Raw genomic sequence first — 19013 nt, forward strand, 5'->3', positions numbered from 1 at the left:
TCCTTTCTCTTTTTGTAAAAATTTATATCAACATGAGTTTCGAACCGTTCTTGATGCCCAGCTCGGCAACCGGCATGTTAATATTGAAAATAATTCCTGTTTCTGCGTCGCATAAAACCTCGCTGCCCATGGCTTTGTATTTGCCATCGGACAGGTCGCTGATCAGGGATGACACCAATGTGAGGACTTCACTCATTTGGCTTTCTAATGGAATGTACACATCAAAGCTTTTGCTTGCTGCCGGAAGGATAATTTCCACGAGTACTTTATTCATCGCTGTCATCATCCTCCTTTTGCGAGTTTAATAGCTTAACCTTGACGGCCTTCCCGTTTTGAAGGGAGTAAGCAAATTCTGCCGGCATCTCCTCGCGCATTTCGGAAGTGGTCTTGGCCGGCTTGAGCTGGAATTGCTCGGAAATGCCGCTGCCAACCCAGATACCATTTCCACTGTGAATATGTTGTTTGTACCATTTGTCAAAGGTCAGCCCGGACAGATTCTTGGATTGTTCAGCAAAAATAACGGTCACGTTATACTTTGCGTCGCCCTTTTCCAGAATTAAGCCAAGTTTCTCAGCCCCCAGATTCGAAAGAGCATTTTTTAAAGCAGCAACAGAATTGATGATAATCACCTTTTGTTCAAATTGCGCTACTTCCCGGCCCTCTTCCAATGCCTCTTTGAAGGTGTTGTTGCGGTAGACGACGAGATCAAACAGATCGGCCATTATCTCCTCAAACTCTTTGGTTGTTGAATAATATTTGAAACCGGCATTGTTTTTCTCAATAAAACTTTGCTCAGCGTCAATCACAGTTACATCTAAGCCTGCCTGTTGCGCCATGAACTGGGATAGGTCATGGACGAACAACTCATGCTCCCTTCCAGCTGATAGAATCATATGGAGATAGGATTTGCCGAACGGATAATAGTGAATTTGCAGCGAGTTCTTTTCCACACCAATTGGAATGCTCAGACTCCCCTTTGAACCGCAATATTCAGCCAGGAATTCGTGGTCCACTTTTTCTGGCAAAATCGGAATCCTCTTAGCGGCTGTTCCTTTCCAGGCTTCCTGCAGCTTCTCGCATTCTGCTTTAATAGTTGGATATGGCACGGGTTCGGCGGTAACTTGCGCGACCTGAAATTCATAAATAGCATCCCGCTTGACGAGGCCGCGGCCTTTGAATTTCGATGGGAATAAGCCATCCGTCTTGCCAACGACCGTTGCATAATCGGCCTCATCATTTAATTGCAAGGTTACTAGCTGCTTAAAGTTCTGCAGCAGCCTGAAGCGGACAGCGCCGGTTCCAAGTGCGGTGAGGACGAAATAGATTCCGTACTTGGTGCCTTCACGTGACAGGTATGAAACCGCCTCTTCCTTTTCATCGTAAATCTCAGTGAATGCTGAGAAGTTATGAATGGCAACGACAATCGCTGGAACCTTCTGGCCCGTTGCCTCGATATAGGACCGGTGATCGCCGCCGTAATCAGCAAACAGCTTCTTCCGTTTTTCCACTTCACTTTGCAGCATTTTAAACAGGTTGCTGACTTTTTCGCTTTCATACGAAAGGATGACATCGCCGACATGCGGCGCTTTGGAAAAAGCCCTCAATGTTTCCGAAGCAAAGTCTAATAGATAGAGATTAACTTCGTCCGGAGTATGCTCATGAATGAGCGAATAAACCATCGTATTTAAGAAGGTCGTCTTGCCGGTACCAGCTGCTCCGTAAATGATCGTGTTGCCTTCGTCGGTGAGCGGCAGGCGAAGCAGGCATTGCTGCTGGTGGACCGGATCGTCGTATTCGCCGATGACCGGATTAAGCTTATAGGATTCCGCTCGGCTAACGGCCTGGACCGTTTTCCGTAAGTCAGCCTGAACGGTTTCCGATGCTGCCGCAATTTCACTGACGGCCTCTTGGAGATCAGCTAGCTTATTTTCTGGCGGCATCCACTTACCATGGTCCGCTTTGTATTTTTTCCGAATATCATCCAAGAGGATTAGCGCTGGAATTGGCTCAAGCCAGAGCGGACGGATTTTGATTTGTTCCTCATCCGCGATATTACTTAAGTATTCAGTAATCACATCAAGCTGCTTTTTCGGATTCGCAAACAAGCTCTTCCGTTTATCGATTTTCGCCTGCTTCATCGGGCGGCCGTTTCGGTCGATGACGACAACGCTGTTATCTTTTTCAACAACCACTTTATCAGATGGATAATATGGTGCTCCAGCCCAAGCGGACTGCCCCATTTCAAACAATTCGTTATATCCGACCTGCAGGTAAAAACGCCCTGTATTGGTAAGCTCGGCTGCATCCGGACGCTTCAGCATATCCATACTGTCGGCCCGCTCCTGCACCTTCAGGCTGACCCGGAATTTACTGTTACTCCAAATCTGGTCATCGACGACACCGCTCGGCTTCTGGGTAGCCAAAATCAAGTGGACGCCCAGGCTCCGGCCAATCCGCGCGGCGCTCACTAACTGCGTCATGAACTCCGGCTGCTGCGTTTTCAGTTCGGCAAACTCATCGGAAATGATAAACAAATGCTGAAGCGGCTCGCGGACGACTCCTTCGCGATATAATTTTTGATATTTATAGATATCGATATTGCTCTCGCCAACCAGCTTGCTGGCCTCGGCAAAAATAGCCTGGCGGCGCTTCAATTCACTTTCGATGGACACCAGCGAGCGTTTGATCGCCGCGCCGTCCAGGTTCGTGATGATGCCGGCTGTGTGCGGCAATTTTTCAAACGATTTCGCCATCCCGCCGCCTTTGTAGTCGATTAGAATAAACGCCACCTCATGCGGGTGGTAATTTACCGCCAATGACAGGATATAGGAAATGATAAATTCACTTTTACCCGAACCCGTCATACCGGCGACTAGGCCGTGCGGGCCGTGGAATTTTTCATGCAGGTCAAGCTTGAACAATTCTCCGAGAGTGTCGACGCCAACCGGCGCTTCCAGTGACTTCGTCGGGTCGTTATCCTTCCAGCGGGTCAAAGCGTTTAAGTGCTCCACCTTGCCCACACCGTATAATTCCAGGAACGTGACCATTTGCGGCAGGTTAAAGGAATTGGCCAGCTCATCAAGTGGAACATTGGCCAGCTTCACGCTCAACTGGCAAGGGTCGGCACCGTTTAGGAAGATATCCGGTGTAAAAGAAGTCGTCTTCCCAGTAATATCGTTTTTGTCGAATAGCTTCCCGCTGTTTTCTTCCAGCTCCACCACCATCGAGCACTCTTTTGGCAGGTTTTTCAGTTCATCATAAAAAGTGACGACGCTGATATGCAGGTTTTCTTTCTTGGCATACACCTGCTTCAGCATCTCGGCTTTGAAGGCGAGCTCTTTGCTTAGGGCAAACACGATGTAGTACGGCTTGACATCCTCCATCTCGCTGTCATTGGTATTCGCACGGATTTCGATTTCTTTTTCGATATACGCCGAAACTTCCTTCACCTCATTGTTGTTGGTGGCAATGAAGCGGAATTTATTATCGTTGCTCCACACATGAGGGAGCCATTTTGTAAAGCCGAATTGTGCTTCCTCCTCCTGGTCATAGACGAAAATCATTTTCACTTCATCGTAGCTATATAAAGCAGCCAATTGAAAAATCAGCCCTTTGGCAAACTCGATTGTCTGCTTGCGGGTGCCGATGACGCCGGAAATATGATTTTCATATAAAGATAGAGTGATTGGAATATTTTTTAAAACCTTTGGGGATTCCACCAAGGTGTACAATTCTTCCTGCAGGTTATCATCGTCAATCGAGAATTTTTTCTCCGAATAAGTAAGGTCTGCTGCAAGCAGGCCGCTGCCTGTGCCGACCCGCAATTTCAGAAAGTCGTTTTGGCCGGGCCCGCGCTCCCATAGATTGCGCTGGACATTTTCAATCCGGTTGATGCAATCGCTGATGGGAACATGATTTTCCCGAAGAATTTCCTCCTGCTTTTCCGCTTCTTCATTAAAGACGATAGCGATTCGGTCGAGATAATCCTTGTATTTTCCCTGGCGGATTTTCTCTTTTTTCCGTCTGCGCCGCATATCGAACTTCTTAGTTAGGATTGGCCAGAGGATGGTTCCAAGCAGCATGCTGCACGACATGACAATCGACGGAATCGCCCTTGAAATATCGCCGGTCGCCATCGCGTTGTTGACAGCAAAAAGCGCAGTCGCCATTGAGGCCATCCCCATCGTCATCGACGGTCCAATCACCAGCATCATCGGCATCTCTTCGCCAATCGCATTCGGCGGCGGGGAATCGATCTTGATAACCGCTTTTTCGACATCGCGTTTAAAGCGGGGCGAACGGTAGAAATAGTCGGTTTCCGGTACTTCGTACTCTTCCTCTTCATCCGGGGTTTCGACCGTTTGCGGTATGAACGGCTTTAAGGCATTGGTCCGGATTGAGAGTGTTCCATCGGGATTGTTAAAAGCAACAAAATAGCTGCCGATGATTATTTTATAACCCATTATGTATATGGTGTCGCCAATCTTTAAGGCTTTGTTTTTCACTCTTTCCCCAGCGACGAAGGTTCCGTTTGAACTGTTTTGATCCTCGATACGCCACTGGCCGTTATGAAACGACAACTTTGCATGGGATGCCGAGACAAAACGATTGGCCAGCATAATGTCGTTCTGCTCGGTCCGGCCGATAGTAATCTCGATATCTCGGTCAACCAAGTATTTTGTAAAAATTTGTCGGTCGTCCGTGCTCGGCTCTGTGAAAATGATCGTTTTTTGGTCATGGGTATAAAGACCTAAATTATATATACTTAACGGCTGCAAGACCGTATTTCGGATCGGCTTCCCGGTATTGTCGAGAACCTTCACATCCTTATTCGATTTTAAAATCCACTCTCCATTGATTCCTTCAATGCCGATCAGTTTTCTGGAGGATTTGCCATTGGAATCGTATATCCAATACTGTCCCCGCACCTTTTCCGGCAAGGATATCGAGTGAATCCTCTCCTTATTAATTAACGTAACATTCATCATTCTTCTCCTTGCATGCTATCTCTAACGCTGCAAAACCAGCTTGCGATTCGCCATAATTATCCATAATCTTATTCTCACATAACTAATGTCCTACAAAAAGAGACTAAATTACCATTTTATAGGAAAGCGTTTCCCTTGCGTTAGCTGAATAAAAATAAAAAACCACTTAGAGTGGTTTTTTAATCGCGCATTGCTCCTGCCTCACGGGAAGTCATGGCACCTTGTCCTGCGCTTACATCCTTTTGAATTTGCTGTTTAACTTGTTGAGCATCCGTTCCGGCAAATTCTGGTTTCATAACAGAAGCTGTATTTGGTTTAGCTTGTTGATTCTGCTGCATACTAGTCCTCCTCGATTATTATTTGGCTATTTTATTATTTGCAAAAAACAGTTGGGTATGTCCGAGACTCCATTTTTTGGGGATTAAGGCAGATTTGTCTTTACGGTTGAAGCACGATAAAAAAAACTCGCCATTACAGCGGCGAGTTTCGCTTATTATTGATAAATAGTAGGTTTTATTTTAAAGTATTCTGCTGAGTTTGCTGCAGGTCGACTTGTTCGGTTTCGTAGAATTCCTTCGTATATTCCGCTTGGACGGCTTGGGCGTTAAGAATGTTTTCTAATATCAATATATAATCTGTACATTTTTCCCCTTTAATGCCCAATGTTTCCGCCTCAATCCGGCCATCGGGAAAAATGCGGATTTGAAGTTTTTCCTCCATCTGCCCTCTTCACTCCCCTTTTAGAAATCGATTGTCCTGCCGCCGCGGTTAAAGCGGACATCATCCGCATAACTTGGGCTATCTGCCTTTTCTAATCCGCCGCCTGGTACAAGCACGGGATCTTTTCCATATTCTTTGAGGTCCTCCTGCGGTGTTGCTGCAACAGCACGGACGTTGGCCCACTCGCGGATTCCGCGGATTTGCTCGGCCTGGGTCACTGACAATGGCACCGTATTGGCAATCGCCCGTTCGAAATCCTCCAGACGAATCGGCCGGTCATTAGAATAAGCCTCAAACAAAGCATCAATAACCAGATGTTCGATTTCGGCACCAACAAAGCCGTCGCAGTTTCTTGCAAGCCTATCAAGCACCTCGTCCGTTAATCGGAAATCTCCCTTTACTTCCTCATCCCTGATGCGCTTCTGGATGTGCACCTTGAGAATTTCCTTTCTCTCCCTGAGCGTCGGCAGGTCGACAAAGAAGATCTCATCAAAGCGTCCTTTCCGCATTAATTCCGGCGGCAGTCCGGAAATGTTGTTAGCTGTGGCGATGACAAATACAGGGCTTGTTTTTTCCTGCATCCATGTTAAAAACTGTCCGAAGATCCGTGATGAGGTCCCACTGTCCCCGCCGCTTGTGATGCCGCTGAATCCCTTTTCAATTTCATCAATCCAGAGGATAGACGGAGATATCGCTTCGGCGGTCTTAATCGCCTTTCTCATATTCTCTTCACTGCTGCCAACCAGCCCGCTGAAGATTTTCCCCATATCGAGTCTTAGCAAAGGCAGCTGCCACATTGAGCTGATTGCTTTACTGATTAAGCTTTTACCGCAGCCAGGAACGCCCGTAATCAGTACCCCTTTTGGCGCGGGCAGGCCATATTTGCGGGCAGAATCGAGCCATGACTTGTTCCGCTTTGAAAGCCAGCGTTTGAGGTTTTCTAATCCACCTACGTCCTCAATTTTTAAATCACTGGCGATGAATTCGAGAATACCTGTTTTCTTGATGATTTGTTCCTTCTCTTGCAAGATTACATTTAAATCATTGATGTCCAGCCGGCCATCTTCGACCATTGCGCGGGCAAAGGCATTCTCTGCCTCTGACAATGTCAGCCCGAGTGCTGCTTTTGCGAGACGTTCCTTTTCTTCTGTGGTTAAGGAGATTTGGATTCTGCCCGTTTGCTGATTGACGCGAATCATCTCGTCGAGTACTGCCTGGATTTCCTGAAAGTTCGGCAGGTCAAAATCGACAATCGTGATGTCTTTTTGCAAATCATCTGGAATCACGAGAAACGGGGACGTAAAGATGACATTAATTGGGCTCGGGCTTTGCTTTATTTTTAATAAAATATCCCTTAGCTTCCGGATCACCTGGAAGTCGGCATGCCGCCCCTGGCCGCCGAAATAGATATGAAAGTCCTGCAGCACAATGATGCTCGGTTTATCATACTTTTCAATAAACTCGAGCACCTTCATCGGCTGTTTGCTGTCACCGATGCCGACCGACTGCCGGTTATGGTCCTGAATCCCCTTTGTGATGCTCCAGGTAAACACCTCGCGTGTTGTTTTAATCAGTTCCGAATCCTGTGCTACCGAGCGAATTAGGGATAGGACGCGGTCTTCCTCCCAGGTTTGGATATATAAATAAGGAAATCTGGCCTTCAGCAGGTTGGCCAGAAGTGTTCTCGTTCCTTTTTGTTTGACGATAGCCATTTTTCTCCTCCTTTTTTCCCCTATGTAAAAATAGGAAGCCGGAACTTAAGCCGGCTTGTCTACTTACTTAATAATCAATGACTCTTCCAGAATGGATATGTGTATCAGTATGGTCCATTTCGGAGAAAATCAGACGATGTTTCATTTTTTCCAGCGTGTGCTCCTTCAATCCCATGATTTGCGCGAACTGTTCAAACGATTCGAAGCCGCCAAGTTCCTCACGTTTGACGACGACTTTTTTTGCTAAAATAATCCCAATCTCAGGGATAGCGGCAATTTCCTTTTCCGATGCTAGATTAATATTGAGTTTCTTGATTTCTTGTTTTTCGGAAAAAAGCGGCTGGATTGGAGGGGACATTGGTGCAGTGCTTGCCTCCTGCTGGTTCACGTAGGCCTCCCTTTTCGGCTGCGGCGGCTTTTGCGTCTTGCCAAACTTCGCTTCCGCCTCCCGCCTAAGCTTCGAAACCTCTTGGTCCAAATACAATCTTTCATTAGCCTTTAACACATCCAATTGAACCAGATAGGCCGGGCGGATTTTAAAGGCATGGATAATCGGAACAATCCACAATGCCAGAAAAATCATCGCTTCAAATTCAGTGTAGGTTGGGATAAATGCCAGAAGGAAGATTGCCAGATAAACAAGCCCATAGATTCGCCAGCGCTTGTTTTTCACTTTGGTGCCGGCATAGAAAAATGCAATATAACTGGTCATGCCAATCGGCAGAAACGTGAAGATGATCCACCAGCTGTTCAACATCTCCCATTTCCTGCCCCTGTCTGTATATACTTTCGCCAAGTCGTGCTCCCCCTTTTATCGATTCACCAAATAGGTGAGCTGGATGGAATGATCTTCGAGCAGTTCTTCTTTTTCTAAAACCATTCCCTGTTCCTTCGCCTTTTCTAGTAAATGTTGATAGACTCGCTTCTGCAGGTAATGGGTGTAGGAACCCTCTACCTTCTCAATCCATTCCTCGAATGCCTTGATGTCGGCTGATTTCGGGAGGACAAGCGAGTAGCAGCCCTCTTCGTTGACGATAAACGTCACTTCGTTCTCATTGTTTGTTTTTAGTGAATCGAGTGTCTCTGCTTTGCGGAACGAACAGCTCCACTCCTCCAGCGCCTGCTGAAGCAGGGACTCATCCTTCATTCTGGTCGGAAGGACGGCGTAGTCCTGATTGTTTTTTTGCGAACGGTTGGCGATTCCTTCGACAACCTCTTTTGTGACTGCAATGGCCAACGGAACGAGCACAATTTCAAGACTCATGTTATCTATCTCCTTCTTTCGTAATCTAGTTCTAGTAACATATGTAAATCGATTGGCTCCGCCATTCCGTTGGCGGATATCGTTCCGTCGGGATGGAGCCTTATTTCTAATTTGTTGGGAATCTGCGCCAGTTTGGTTTCAAGATGCTTATATGCATCCGTCAAAAAGCGGTACTGCTGGTTTTTCGAACCAACCCACGGACGGCTCAGGTCATGCTGGCTTTGGATGTAGGGGCCGTCTATTAATAAATCTGTTTCTTTTAATAGGCTGTGCCAGCTTGAATTAGGCGACTTCAAAATCGTTTCATATTCATAGCCGGTAAACGTCACAACCGATAGCTTCAAAGCTTTTATTTTTTGCGCAAGGATGGTGAGCACCTGGGATTGGCTAAACGGCTCGCCGCCTAAAAAAGTGACGCCTTCTAGTTTAGGTGATGCTTCCAAGGTACATCTGATATCTTCGTGGATTTCGTCAATATCCATTAAGATGCCGCCGTTAGGATCCCACGTATGCGGGTTAAAGCACCCCTCGCAGTGGATGGGGCAGCCTTGAACCCAGATACAGTACCTTAAGCCAGGGCCCTCCACCTTCGTTCTTTTTTCTATTCTCGACAGCCTTAACACAGGCAATGCCATCACCCACTTAAAAGGAAAATTCAGGTTTATTTTACCACAAGACCGTTAAGGGGGAGAAGGGCTGGGGGTAGGAATGGGTCTTTTGGCGGAGGAGGTGTTACTTCGGACAAAACGAGGGGCAAATGAATGCAGAATGTCCGAATGACGGGCTTCTTCGGACAAAACCAGCAAAATATTAACACGAATTGTCCGAAGTACTGGTCTCTTCGGACAAAACTGGGAAAATTTTAACACGAATTGTCCGAATGACCGAGCTCTTCGGACAAAATCGGGGGCAAATTAACACAAATTGTCCGAATGTGCCGCTTCTTCGGACAAAATCAGCAAAATATTAACCCGAAATATCCGTAGGACCCGCCGATATGGACAGTAACAGCCAAAAATTGCCGTGAAATTTCCACAATCCTTTCCCAGAGCAGTGTGGGGCAGGCCACTGAATAACCGCTCCAACAAAGTCATATAGTTAGAAGTAGGAAGTTTTTGGGCGAGCCTTTTAAATTCGTAACAAAGGGGGGAGTTTATGTTCAAGTTTTTTTCTCGGAAGAAGAAGCAGACAAAAAACGATGACGGAATAAACTCCCTTCTTTTAGATAAGCTGGACCGGATGATTGAGCTCCTCGAAAAGCAGCAGCAGGATCCAAATGGAAAGAGCATCCATATCGATAAAGTACAAATCGATTATCTGGAGAACATCACCTTTCAATTAGATAACATCGAAATTGATGAGTTAAGCGGGAAGCTGCTGATTGGCACGAATATTACCAGCTCTGATGATTTCGCCGCTTCGATTATCCAAAAGATTGACAAGCAGGAGCTAAAGACAGAGGCCATGTCAGAAGAAGAAGCCGCGCCTTCAAACAAAAACATTACCAAAACCTCTAAAGGCTTCCGTTTCCGCAATGGCGGCTAAAGGCAGGTCCCCGCTTCCCCCGCTAAAAATCCCGTCCAGCAGGTTCTTCGTTTGGACGGTACTACTCCTCTTAAATTTGAATTCAAATGAACAGTGCGCGTATGGGTGAATTTCGCCCAACCTCCGGAAAAGTTGTGTCATTCGCCCACACCCTGAATATGATAACGAAAAAAGAAATGGGCTGAATTCGGATGAAACTTTCGTTGGGAAAGATTAGCATTACCAATATCAGCGACACATCGGGGGTGTTCTTTGGAAAAAAGAATACCCATAAACAGTTTCACAGCGACACGACGGTAAATGAAGTAATCGGGACTTTATCAGGAAATGAGAACACACTAACTCACGGCTATTGGATCAAAACAAAAGACAGGAAGGATGAGTAATCAGTGGCATCCCCCATCTTATCGCCGACCTTTCATATCGGCAACATCAAGATTGGCAGTATTCAGGCCGCCTCCGTGTTCAGTATCGGCAACAACTTCATCGAGGATTTTAAAAGTAATAAAAAACACAATCAGGGCCTGGGCAATATCCACGGCGACCGCAACAACTTTGCCCATACCAGTGCAGGGCTGACCAATTACGAGGAAGACTCGAGGTCAAAAGCGGAACCTGAACAGCCGGACGCAGCAGCAAAACAAAAAGACCCTTAATGGTTAAGGGCCTTTTTGTTTTATATTTTCCCGGCAAAATTCGGCTTGATGTCGCGGTCGAACATGACCCCATCAAAAAACCTTTATTCTATCGCATCAATTTCTACCAAATCCCATGAGGTAACAATAGCGAGCGGTTTTTGCTGCTGTTCTCCAGTTTCCGTAATGATGACGGCCTCAAACCCTGACCGGAGCAGGTCGGTAAACTTATCGGATCGTTCCTCTACTATATTCCGTTGCAGCCAGGCATGTATTTGGTTGAAGGCCACTTCGAATCGTTCTGATAGTTTTTGGTTTTGCAATGTTGTCATACGCGTTATCTCCTATAACGGCAGCCTCACTTGCGCGGTGGTGCCGTGGTTTCCTTTGCTTTGGAAGGTGATCGTTCCATTGTGCTGCTTGATGATTCTAAAGCAGATCATCAGGCCAAGGCCTGTCCCCTTTTCCTTGTTGCTGTAGAATGGCTCACCAAGTCTTTTAATGCGCTCTTCACTGATTCCAATCCCGTTATCGATGACCTGAAGCAGAAGCTGGTTACACTCAACCCCTACCGTGATTTTAATGAGACCTTTTCGTTTGGTATCCAGCGCATCCATACTATTTTTGCAGAGATTCAACAGCACCTGTTTGATTTGGTTAGTGTCGCACATTATCGTCGGGAGATCTGGCTCTATTTCCAGCAGAATTTCCACATCCTTCAAGTGCGCCTCCGATTTGATTAAGGTCTCCACCTCTTTTAACAAAACTGGAATATTCACTTGCTTCAGCTGGATTTCCTGAGGTCTTGCCAGGGAAAGAAACTCCTTAATAATGTCCTCCACCCGGTCGAACTCGCCAAGTACCACATCAAAGTATTCGTCCCTGATGATTCCCTGCTGGAATAGCTGAATAAACCCTTTAATCGAGGTCATTGGATTTCTGATTTCATGGGCAACACCGGCCGCTAGCTCACCCACCAATGATAATTTTTCCGATTTCGATAGCAGCTCCTCAGCTCTTCTCTTCTCGGTAATATCATTGCTGACCACCATGATATGTTCCACTTCTCCATTCTCACCAATAACCGGCGTGCCATTACATTCCAGCAGTCTCCAATCCCCGTTCGCATGTAACATGCGCAGCTCCACTTTCATAGTAGATTTGGTGTTTATTACCTCGGCAAATATCTTCATGATAGCAGCAGCATCTTCAGGATGAACCAGATGGATCGTGTTGTTTCCAAGGAACAATTCAGGTCCATAACCTAGGACGGTTTGATGGGATGGAGAGGCGTAAGTACAGGTTCCATCTCGATCAAATAATATAATCAAATCGGTCATGTTCTCCGTTATCAACCGGTACTTATTTTCACTTTCATGCAAGGCTTTTTCCACTTTTCTTCTTTCGGTAATATCCACGCACGAAGCGATGACCTCGACGACTTCTCCGCCCCGCCTTATCGGACTTAACGCCGCCAGATAGGTGACCCCATTGATTTCCCCTTCATAGGAAACATGTTCTTCCCCGTCCCAAGCCCTTTGATAATAAACTTCCTTGTCTTCGGTAAACTCCTCAGGTAAAAACTCTGCTAAACTCTTTCCTACCACAAGACTAGGGATAAGACCAAGCCGATACAGCAGCTCCCCATCACACAGGGTATGAATGAAACGGCCATTAATTTTTTTATACTTAAAGGTCATCCCTTGCTGAAGGCGGATGGTTTCATCTAATTCTTTTCTCGCAATCCGGACGAATTCTTCCGCCCACTTGCGTTCGTTGACGTCTTGAGATAAGCCGAATTCCTTCACCATCTGCTGAATGGCAAACCAATTGTTTTCAACCTCTTCGGCCGCTACAGGTTTTGTAAAAAAGTAACCCTGCCCTTCGTCACAAAGATGTTGCTGCAGGAACAATAACTGTTCCTTTGTCTCGATTCCTTCCGCTACCACACTCAAGTTTAAATTGTGCGCCATCGAAATGATCGTTTTGACAATCGTCTCGTCATTTGGGTTTTTGTGCACACGCTGGACAAACTCCTGATCAATTTTCAACGTATCGACCGGGAATTTTTGCAGGTAATTTAACGAACTAAATCCCTTTCCAAAATCGTCAATACTGATCCGCACACCCAGCTTTTTTAGCTTTTGTAACGTATAAATAGTCCGTTCAATGCTGGCCGTCATGCTTTCCGTGATCTCAAGCTCTAAAAATTGCGGCTCCAGCTGCGTCTCATACAGAACAATCGCAACGGTTTCATGTAAATTGGATTGCGTAAACTGCCGGGCCGAGAGATTGACAGAGACCGTGGTGGAAAAGCCTTTGCGCTGCCAGTCCTTGCATTGTTTGCAGGCGGTAAACAAGGCCCACTCGCCAATCGGAGTGATCAACCCTGTTTCTTCTGCAATCGGGATAAAGGTACCGGGAGCAATCATCCCAAATTCCGAATGGTTCCAGCGGATTAACGCCTCCACCCCGGTTATTTTCCCTGTTTTTAAATTCACCTTTGGCTGGTAATGCAGAAGCAGCTCTTCTTTTTCCAGCGCCTTATGGAGATCCATCTCAATTTTCAATGGATTCATGTTGGATTTACGTTCTTTTTGGGAATAAAATTTAAAATTATTTTTTCCGTCATTCTTGGCATGGTACATGGCGAAATCGGCTTTTTTGATGAGGATTTCCACGTTTTCGCCATCCTCCGGGTACATACTGATACCAATACTTGGGGAGGTAAAAATATCATAGTTTTCGATTTGGAAAGGCTCACTCAGAATATCAAGTATTCTTCTCGATACGATGGAAGCGACATCCCGATCGGCATTTTTTAAGATAATGATAAATTCGTCCCCACCCTGTCTGAAAACAATGTCCTTATCATAGAGGGAAGATTTCATCCGTTCGGCTACTTCCTTTAACAATTGATCTCCTGTTGTATGACCAAGTGTATCGTTGATAAGTTTGAAGCGATCAAGGTCTAAAAAGAGAATAGCTACCTGCTGGCTTCGATTTTGGGCAAAAGCCAATTCCTTCGAAAGGGTAGTATTTAACTTATTTCGATTGGGCAGGCCAGTTAAATAATCATGGTAGGCCATATGCTCATTGGTTTCTTCAATTTTCACCTGTTTCGTAATGTCCTGTGCAATGCCAAAGACGCCATTAATTTGCCCATCCTGAACGACGGGAACAATGGTCACGTTGGCATGAACAATCAAGCCATTTCTATTTTTAATGGATGTTCGGAAATTTTGCGGTGTTCCATTTTTACATTGTTCAAAATGATAGATGGTATCTGGCAGTTTTTCCGAAGCAATGAACGAATGAAAAGAGACCGGCTTAAGTAATTCTTCTCTTCGATATCCCGTAAGTTGTTCACACACGGAATTACAGCTTGTAAAATACCCATTTAAATCAAAAGAGTAAACACAGTTAGCATTATGTTCAAACAGCGATTTGTAACGCAGGTTATTGCCCTCTAATTCCTCCTGCAGTTTTTTATGTTTGGTAATGTCTTTGACAATACAATACACACCGACCATTTTCTCATCAATCATAATCGGAATGGTGGTTGTACTAGTGAAGAGAATGTCTCCGCTTTTATGGACAATTCTTAATTCCATCCGCTCGGAATGCCCATTTTTCGCAAGTTTATAAGCCTGATAGGTTTTAGGCAGATCATCTTCATAGACCCAATCTCTAAAAGACTTACTCATCAACTCTGCTTCACTATATCCAGTTAAAGCTTCACAGCTTTTATTGACACTCGTCACTCTCCCGTTTAAATCCAGGGAACATACTAAATCATGGTTGTAGTTAAAGAGTGACTTATATCTTTTTTCGTTCATGATGAGCTGTTCCTGCAATTGTAAGGACTCTCTTTTTTGTTCGGTTATGTCGTAGATCGACCCGCTAATAGCGATGACCTTTCCATTCGAATCCAAAATCGAATGGGTGCGATTCTCGATCCACCTTACTTCGCCATCCGATCGAATAATGCGATATTCCACGGTCGTCGGGCTGCCCTCCAGCTGCCGGGCGATCGCATCGTCAAGAATCCAGCGGTCGTCCGGGTATACAGAGTTCCGCCACAGAAATGGTTTATTCATAAAATCATCCTGTGTATACCCATAGATCGCGGCATTTCCCTTCGAAACCCATAACGTGTCCATTGCCAAATCCCTATACCAAATCGTTAATTCCGGACTCTCAACTAATTTTCCTAACGCTTCATTCATCCCCATATGCTCATCAAAAAGGGCAGCAATCGACATGACCTTCATATGTAAAACCCCGCTCCTTCAAGACATATCCCTTAGTAGGTTTTGTGTTTTCCGTTTATTTACAAATATTCAAAATACTCTCCTCTCATTATACTATTTCTGCCAATAAAGAGAAATGGAAGAAACATAGGAAAAAGGTCATAGCGAGGCAGGAGTGAGGCACGGGTGAGGCACGGGGACGGTTCTTATGCATCATTTAGACAAGAACCGCCACCACGTTCCTGCCAGGTTTTCTCGCATATTTATGATAGTATTTGGTGAAAATAAAAAAACTTCTATTGCTTATAATCAATTTAGGTGGTGAGAGATTCGTGGTAGAGATTTTCGCGAGGACAGTCGGTGCCTTTGTGGTACTTTTTCTTTTAACAAGGCTGATGGGCCGAAAGCAGGTTTCACAGCTTACCTTTTTTAATTATATCACCGGCATTTCCATTGGAGCGATTGCCGGGTCGTTGTCGGTTGACCCAACCTTAAAGGTTACCTCAGGCTTTATCAGCCTTTTAACATGGTGCGGACTGACCCTGCTGGTGGCGTTTTTCGATGTCAAATCAAGATCCTTCCGCAAGGTTATTGAAGGGGAACCGGTCATTGTTATCAAACAAGGAAAAATACTTGAGCGTGTCTTGAAAAAACAGCGCCTCGACATGGATGAACTGCAGGTCCTGTTAAGGAACAAAGATGTTTTTTCGATTGAGGAGGTAGATTACGCGATATTGGAGACAAATGGGGAATTGTCTGTTTTGCTGAAGGAACAAAAGCAGCCATTGAGGCGAGGGGATTTACCGCCGGCACAGGCAATGGGCGTGGGAGGAACTCAAGCTGCGCAGATCCCGATTCCCATACAGGTGATAGCGGACGGGAAAATCATTGATGAGAACCTTCAGCCAGTTAACCTAAATATTGCCTGGGTCCATGAACAATTAGCCCAAGCAGGAACAGACCTATCAGAAGTCTTTTACGCAGAACTGCAAAAGGATGGCACTTTATATATTGATAAAAATACCGACCATTTTGTTCACTAAAGGTGAAGCAAAGGGACGGTTCTCATGCATCATTTATGCACGAGAACCGTCCCCGCGTTCCATCTATTAAAACCATATCCTCTTATTATAATCATAGTCAGACACATCGTAATTCTCTTCTTCTATTGTTGGGGAATTGTCTTCACAAGGCTCCTCCGACGGGTTGTTGGCTAGTAGTTCCATTAATAGTTCCATCGCTGCATCCCCTTTCCTCTTTCTATCTCTATTATAGTGGAAGCGGTTACATTTTGTCCCCTGGTTTTTACTGGAAATGATAAATAGGGACGGTTCTTGTGCACCACCAAAATGATGCACAAAACCGTCCCCATGTATCACATTTCCTGTAGCAGACCGCGTTCGGCGACCGGCCCTATGTTTCCGGTTCTTGTACCTCAGAATAACGAAAATGATGCACAAGAACCGTCCCCATGTATCACCCATGTTTCAAAGCTTCCATTCCGGAAAGTCTGTATCTTTTTGTTTTTCATACTCTCTCATTCTGGAGTATGAGTTTCCCAGCCTTCTTACAATGTTCCCTTGTTGGCTCGCTGTTACTTCCTTACCCTTCAACTCTTCATATTTATTCTTCGCAAACATGCTTGCTACGTTTGCTAAACTTTCAATCGTGTCCATTAATTCAGGGTGATCACTGTTATACCTCTTGGCGATGGAGTAAATATAATCAAGTCTATTTTGAATAAGCTGAAGCGTTTCGATATCAAACTGTTCCTGTTCCTTTTTCATCACATTCCACTCCTTATCATATCCTTATGTTTAAAAAGTGATAATGGAACTAAATAAAAAATAAATAAAAGTGGAATAGTTTCAGATGATGAAAATACTATTTTGATTGCCATGTAAAATAGTTATACAGCGAAAAGGGATGGCGACGAAACCCACCCAAGGAGGACTATTAGAAAATTACATCAAAAGCAAACACACCAATCATAATCAGCTGGATAACGCCCTTTGCAACCGTCCCGCTTAAAAAGGCAATCAAGGTAGCAAACGCCACCTTCGTGGATTCTAGGAAGGATTTTTTTTGCAGTATTTCCGTGATTAATACCAAAACAAACGGAACAATAATGACGCCAAAAGGTGGAATCACAAAGCTTCCGATGATTAACCCTAGTGTTGCCGCCCGCATCCCCCATTTAGAACCGCCAGCTTTATCGACAAAGTGTAGATTTGCCAAATAATCCGCCAAAAATAAAACAATTGTCAATAAGGCAAGCATGGTCCATGAAAGCCAAGAAAGTTCGTTTGGGTTAATTCCAAAGTGATACAGCACTACCCCTGCCCAAATAAGCAGCACTGACGGGATAATCGGGTATACAAGACCGACAAAACTAAACACAAAGCAGGCAATGATAATAATCCAGAATACAAAACCGAGAATAATGATTACCTCTCTTCTATATTAAATTCTATCAACATCATTTCTATATTATGAAAAAATATTCCTCTTTCCAATACATATAAAAAAACAGCTTCCAACTTGAAAGCTGCTTTTAATAATGATGCAGAAGAACCGTCCCCATGCATCAGTGCATTGGCAAGAAATATCCGTCTGCGTCGAATTTCATTTCTTGGAGGTCTTCTAGTACTTCGATGTTTTCTTTGTCTTTTAGTTCGTTGAAAATGACTTCTGATACGTATAGTTCGCCGATGTGGAGGGTGTTTGGAATCCGTACGATTCTTGCTTGTTCCGGTGCCACTCCCCAGGTAGCGCGTAGCGCTGCTTTCAATGCTTCTTGGTCATTATCCAGGACAATCGGAATACTTGCACGTGCCAAGAAGGTACTGGTGACGACATTTTCGTTCATGGTTTTGATATCGATTTTTTCAAATAAACGCTTGGTAGTTAAATCCGCTAAGCCGATTCCTAAAGCGTTGCCGTGGCTGACCTCGCTTAAATTGGAGGCTATGATATATTTGATGCTTGGCTTTTTCGGCTCTTCTACGCCCAACACCCGAATCCGGCCGATAATGTTTGTATCAAAGCCGGTACCGCTATAGTTTTTGCCGATTTCATCGACGAGCAAAATATCCATTTCGTCGACTGGCAGGCTTGGCATCAAGGTAAATGCCTTTTTCAATAATTCTCTTTCACGTTCTTCGATTTGGTCCGGTTCAATGGCTTCGATAATCGCTGTTTTTTCATGAGCATTTTCCACAATCCCAATTCCAAATAGAGTGTTGGACTTGGCAATCGCCACTTTCCCTACTTCAGGCATCATTTCGCTGATTCCTTTAATGCCATAAGTATGTAAAGCCAGGGCTTGTTTATGCTTACCCATTCCGATGGACGCCATTTTTAAGATGCCGCTTTCAATTTTATTTTTAAAATCTGTATGCGGCTTAATGCGGCCCATCACGATGATGCCATCTGCATTGTAAGCAATCTTGTCTACATAAACAGGGATTCCCTCTGACGTGACGCCAACTTCCACGACATCCATGGAGGAACGGATTTCGCAGCCCGTGTATTCTTCGGTTACACCTAAGCTTTCCACCATCTCTTTTTGCCCTTCAGCTGTAGCGCCGCCGTGGCTTCCCATTGCCGGAAAGACAAATGGAGTTGCGCCTCTCTTCCTAATTTCATCCGCCACGCTCTTCACGATTAACGGGATATTGTTAATCCCCCGGCTGCCGACGGTAATGGCAATCTCCATGCCCGGCTTAATTTTTTCATCGGCCTTGACAGCCGTGAATTGCTCAGCAATCGTTCCAGGGATATCCTGTAAGCTTTCAACTTGAAACTTTTGTCTTATTTTCGCCATTTTAGGAAAAGACATAGTACTACTCCCCTTTCAAAAATAAACACCTTATTCATAAAAGAATTTCACACAT

General features: G+C 45.0%; 18 protein-coding genes. 4 read left to right on the plus strand and 14 right to left on the minus strand.

The window, feature by feature from the left end:
* Window positions 1-22 precede the first annotated feature (22 nt).
* The 8 genes from ACNQGS_RS22720 to ACNQGS_RS22755 all read right to left on the minus strand — a co-directional run bounded on the left by ACNQGS_RS22720 (window position 23) and on the right by ACNQGS_RS22755 (window position 9319).
* Window positions 23-274, minus strand: a complete 252-nt coding sequence (locus ACNQGS_RS22720) for a ubiquitin family protein (RefSeq protein WP_491489327.1) — start codon at window positions 272-274, stop codon at window positions 23-25.
* Entirely contained in the window at window positions 267-4985 is a 4719-nt protein-coding gene (gene essC / locus ACNQGS_RS22725; protein WP_491489328.1) for a type VII secretion protein EssC, read from the minus strand. The genes ACNQGS_RS22720 and essC overlap by 8 nt, the downstream gene beginning before the upstream one ends.
* A gap of 182 nt (window positions 4986-5167) precedes the next feature.
* Entirely contained in the window at window positions 5168-5326 is a 159-nt protein-coding gene (locus tag ACNQGS_RS22730) for a hypothetical protein (protein ID WP_213143942.1), read from the minus strand.
* A gap of 175 nt (window positions 5327-5501) precedes the next feature.
* A complete protein-coding gene (locus ACNQGS_RS22735) occupies window positions 5502-5708 on the minus strand; it encodes a DUF2997 domain-containing protein (protein ID WP_423799837.1) in 207 nt (68 codons plus the stop codon).
* Between the two features lie 20 nt (window positions 5709-5728).
* Entirely contained in the window at window positions 5729-7420 is a 1692-nt protein-coding gene (locus ACNQGS_RS22740) for an AAA family ATPase (protein ID WP_491489329.1), read from the minus strand.
* A gap of 67 nt (window positions 7421-7487) precedes the next feature.
* On the minus strand, window positions 7488-8216 hold the full coding sequence (locus ACNQGS_RS22745) for a ComEA family DNA-binding protein (RefSeq protein WP_423799839.1): 729 nt from the start codon (window positions 8214-8216) through the stop codon (window positions 7488-7490).
* Window positions 8217-8231: 15 nt separating this feature from the next.
* The gene (locus ACNQGS_RS22750) at window positions 8232-8684 is read right to left on the minus strand and encodes a hypothetical protein (protein WP_491489330.1); all 453 of its coding nucleotides are present in this window, start codon (window positions 8682-8684) and stop codon (window positions 8232-8234) included.
* Window positions 8685-8689: 5 nt separating this feature from the next.
* On the minus strand, window positions 8690-9319 hold the full coding sequence (locus tag ACNQGS_RS22755) for a 4Fe-4S single cluster domain-containing protein (protein ID WP_491489331.1): 630 nt from the start codon (window positions 9317-9319) through the stop codon (window positions 8690-8692).
* Between the two features lie 520 nt (window positions 9320-9839).
* Here ACNQGS_RS22755 and ACNQGS_RS22760 point away from each other — a divergent pair.
* From ACNQGS_RS22760 to ACNQGS_RS22770, 3 genes are all read left to right on the plus strand, one after another.
* On the plus strand, window positions 9840-10229 hold the full coding sequence (locus tag ACNQGS_RS22760; protein ID WP_491489332.1) for a hypothetical protein: 390 nt from the start codon (window positions 9840-9842) through the stop codon (window positions 10227-10229).
* A gap of 191 nt (window positions 10230-10420) precedes the next feature.
* On the plus strand, window positions 10421-10615 hold the full coding sequence (locus tag ACNQGS_RS22765; protein ID WP_491489333.1) for a hypothetical protein: 195 nt from the start codon (window positions 10421-10423) through the stop codon (window positions 10613-10615).
* Between the two features lie 3 nt (window positions 10616-10618).
* Window positions 10619-10885 (plus strand): hypothetical protein, encoded by a 267-nt coding sequence (locus tag ACNQGS_RS22770; protein ID WP_491489334.1) that lies wholly within the window; start codon window positions 10619-10621, stop codon window positions 10883-10885.
* An 83-nt stretch (window positions 10886-10968) separates the two neighbouring features.
* On the opposite strand, the gene ACNQGS_RS22775 is transcribed toward ACNQGS_RS22770, so the two are convergent.
* Window positions 10969-11196, minus strand: a complete 228-nt coding sequence (locus ACNQGS_RS22775) for a hypothetical protein (protein WP_491489335.1) — start codon at window positions 11194-11196, stop codon at window positions 10969-10971.
* A 12-nt stretch (window positions 11197-11208) separates the two neighbouring features.
* Window positions 11209-15138 (minus strand): PAS domain S-box protein, encoded by a 3930-nt coding sequence (locus tag ACNQGS_RS22780; protein WP_491489336.1) that lies wholly within the window; start codon window positions 15136-15138, stop codon window positions 11209-11211.
* Between the two features lie 311 nt (window positions 15139-15449).
* Between ACNQGS_RS22780 and ACNQGS_RS22785 the strand changes: the two genes are divergently transcribed.
* Window positions 15450-16160 carry a DUF421 domain-containing protein gene (locus tag ACNQGS_RS22785; RefSeq protein ID WP_491489337.1) on the plus strand — a complete coding sequence of 237 codons (711 nt, stop codon included), beginning with the start codon at window positions 15450-15452 and terminating at the stop codon, window positions 16158-16160.
* Window positions 16161-16226: 66 nt separating this feature from the next.
* Here ACNQGS_RS22785 and ACNQGS_RS22790 read toward each other — a convergent pair whose 3' ends face one another.
* The 4 genes from ACNQGS_RS22790 to ACNQGS_RS22805 all read right to left on the minus strand — a co-directional run bounded on the left by ACNQGS_RS22790 (window position 16227) and on the right by ACNQGS_RS22805 (window position 18958).
* Window positions 16227-16475, minus strand: a complete 249-nt coding sequence (locus tag ACNQGS_RS22790; protein ID WP_378586165.1) for a hypothetical protein — start codon at window positions 16473-16475, stop codon at window positions 16227-16229.
* Between the two features lie 129 nt (window positions 16476-16604).
* Entirely contained in the window at window positions 16605-16904 is a 300-nt protein-coding gene (locus tag ACNQGS_RS22795) for a hypothetical protein (RefSeq protein ID WP_491489338.1), read from the minus strand.
* A 169-nt stretch (window positions 16905-17073) separates the two neighbouring features.
* Complete coding sequence (locus ACNQGS_RS22800; RefSeq protein WP_491489356.1) at window positions 17074-17559, minus strand: DUF456 domain-containing protein; 486 nt, start codon at window positions 17557-17559, stop codon at window positions 17074-17076.
* Window positions 17560-17704: 145 nt separating this feature from the next.
* Window positions 17705-18958, minus strand: a complete 1254-nt coding sequence (locus ACNQGS_RS22805; RefSeq protein ID WP_491489339.1) for a nickel pincer cofactor-dependent isomerase, group 22 — start codon at window positions 18956-18958, stop codon at window positions 17705-17707.
* Between the last annotated feature and the right edge of the window lie 55 nt (window positions 18959-19013).

This window comes from Neobacillus sp. PVCKKU3 (genome assembly GCF_058323225.1).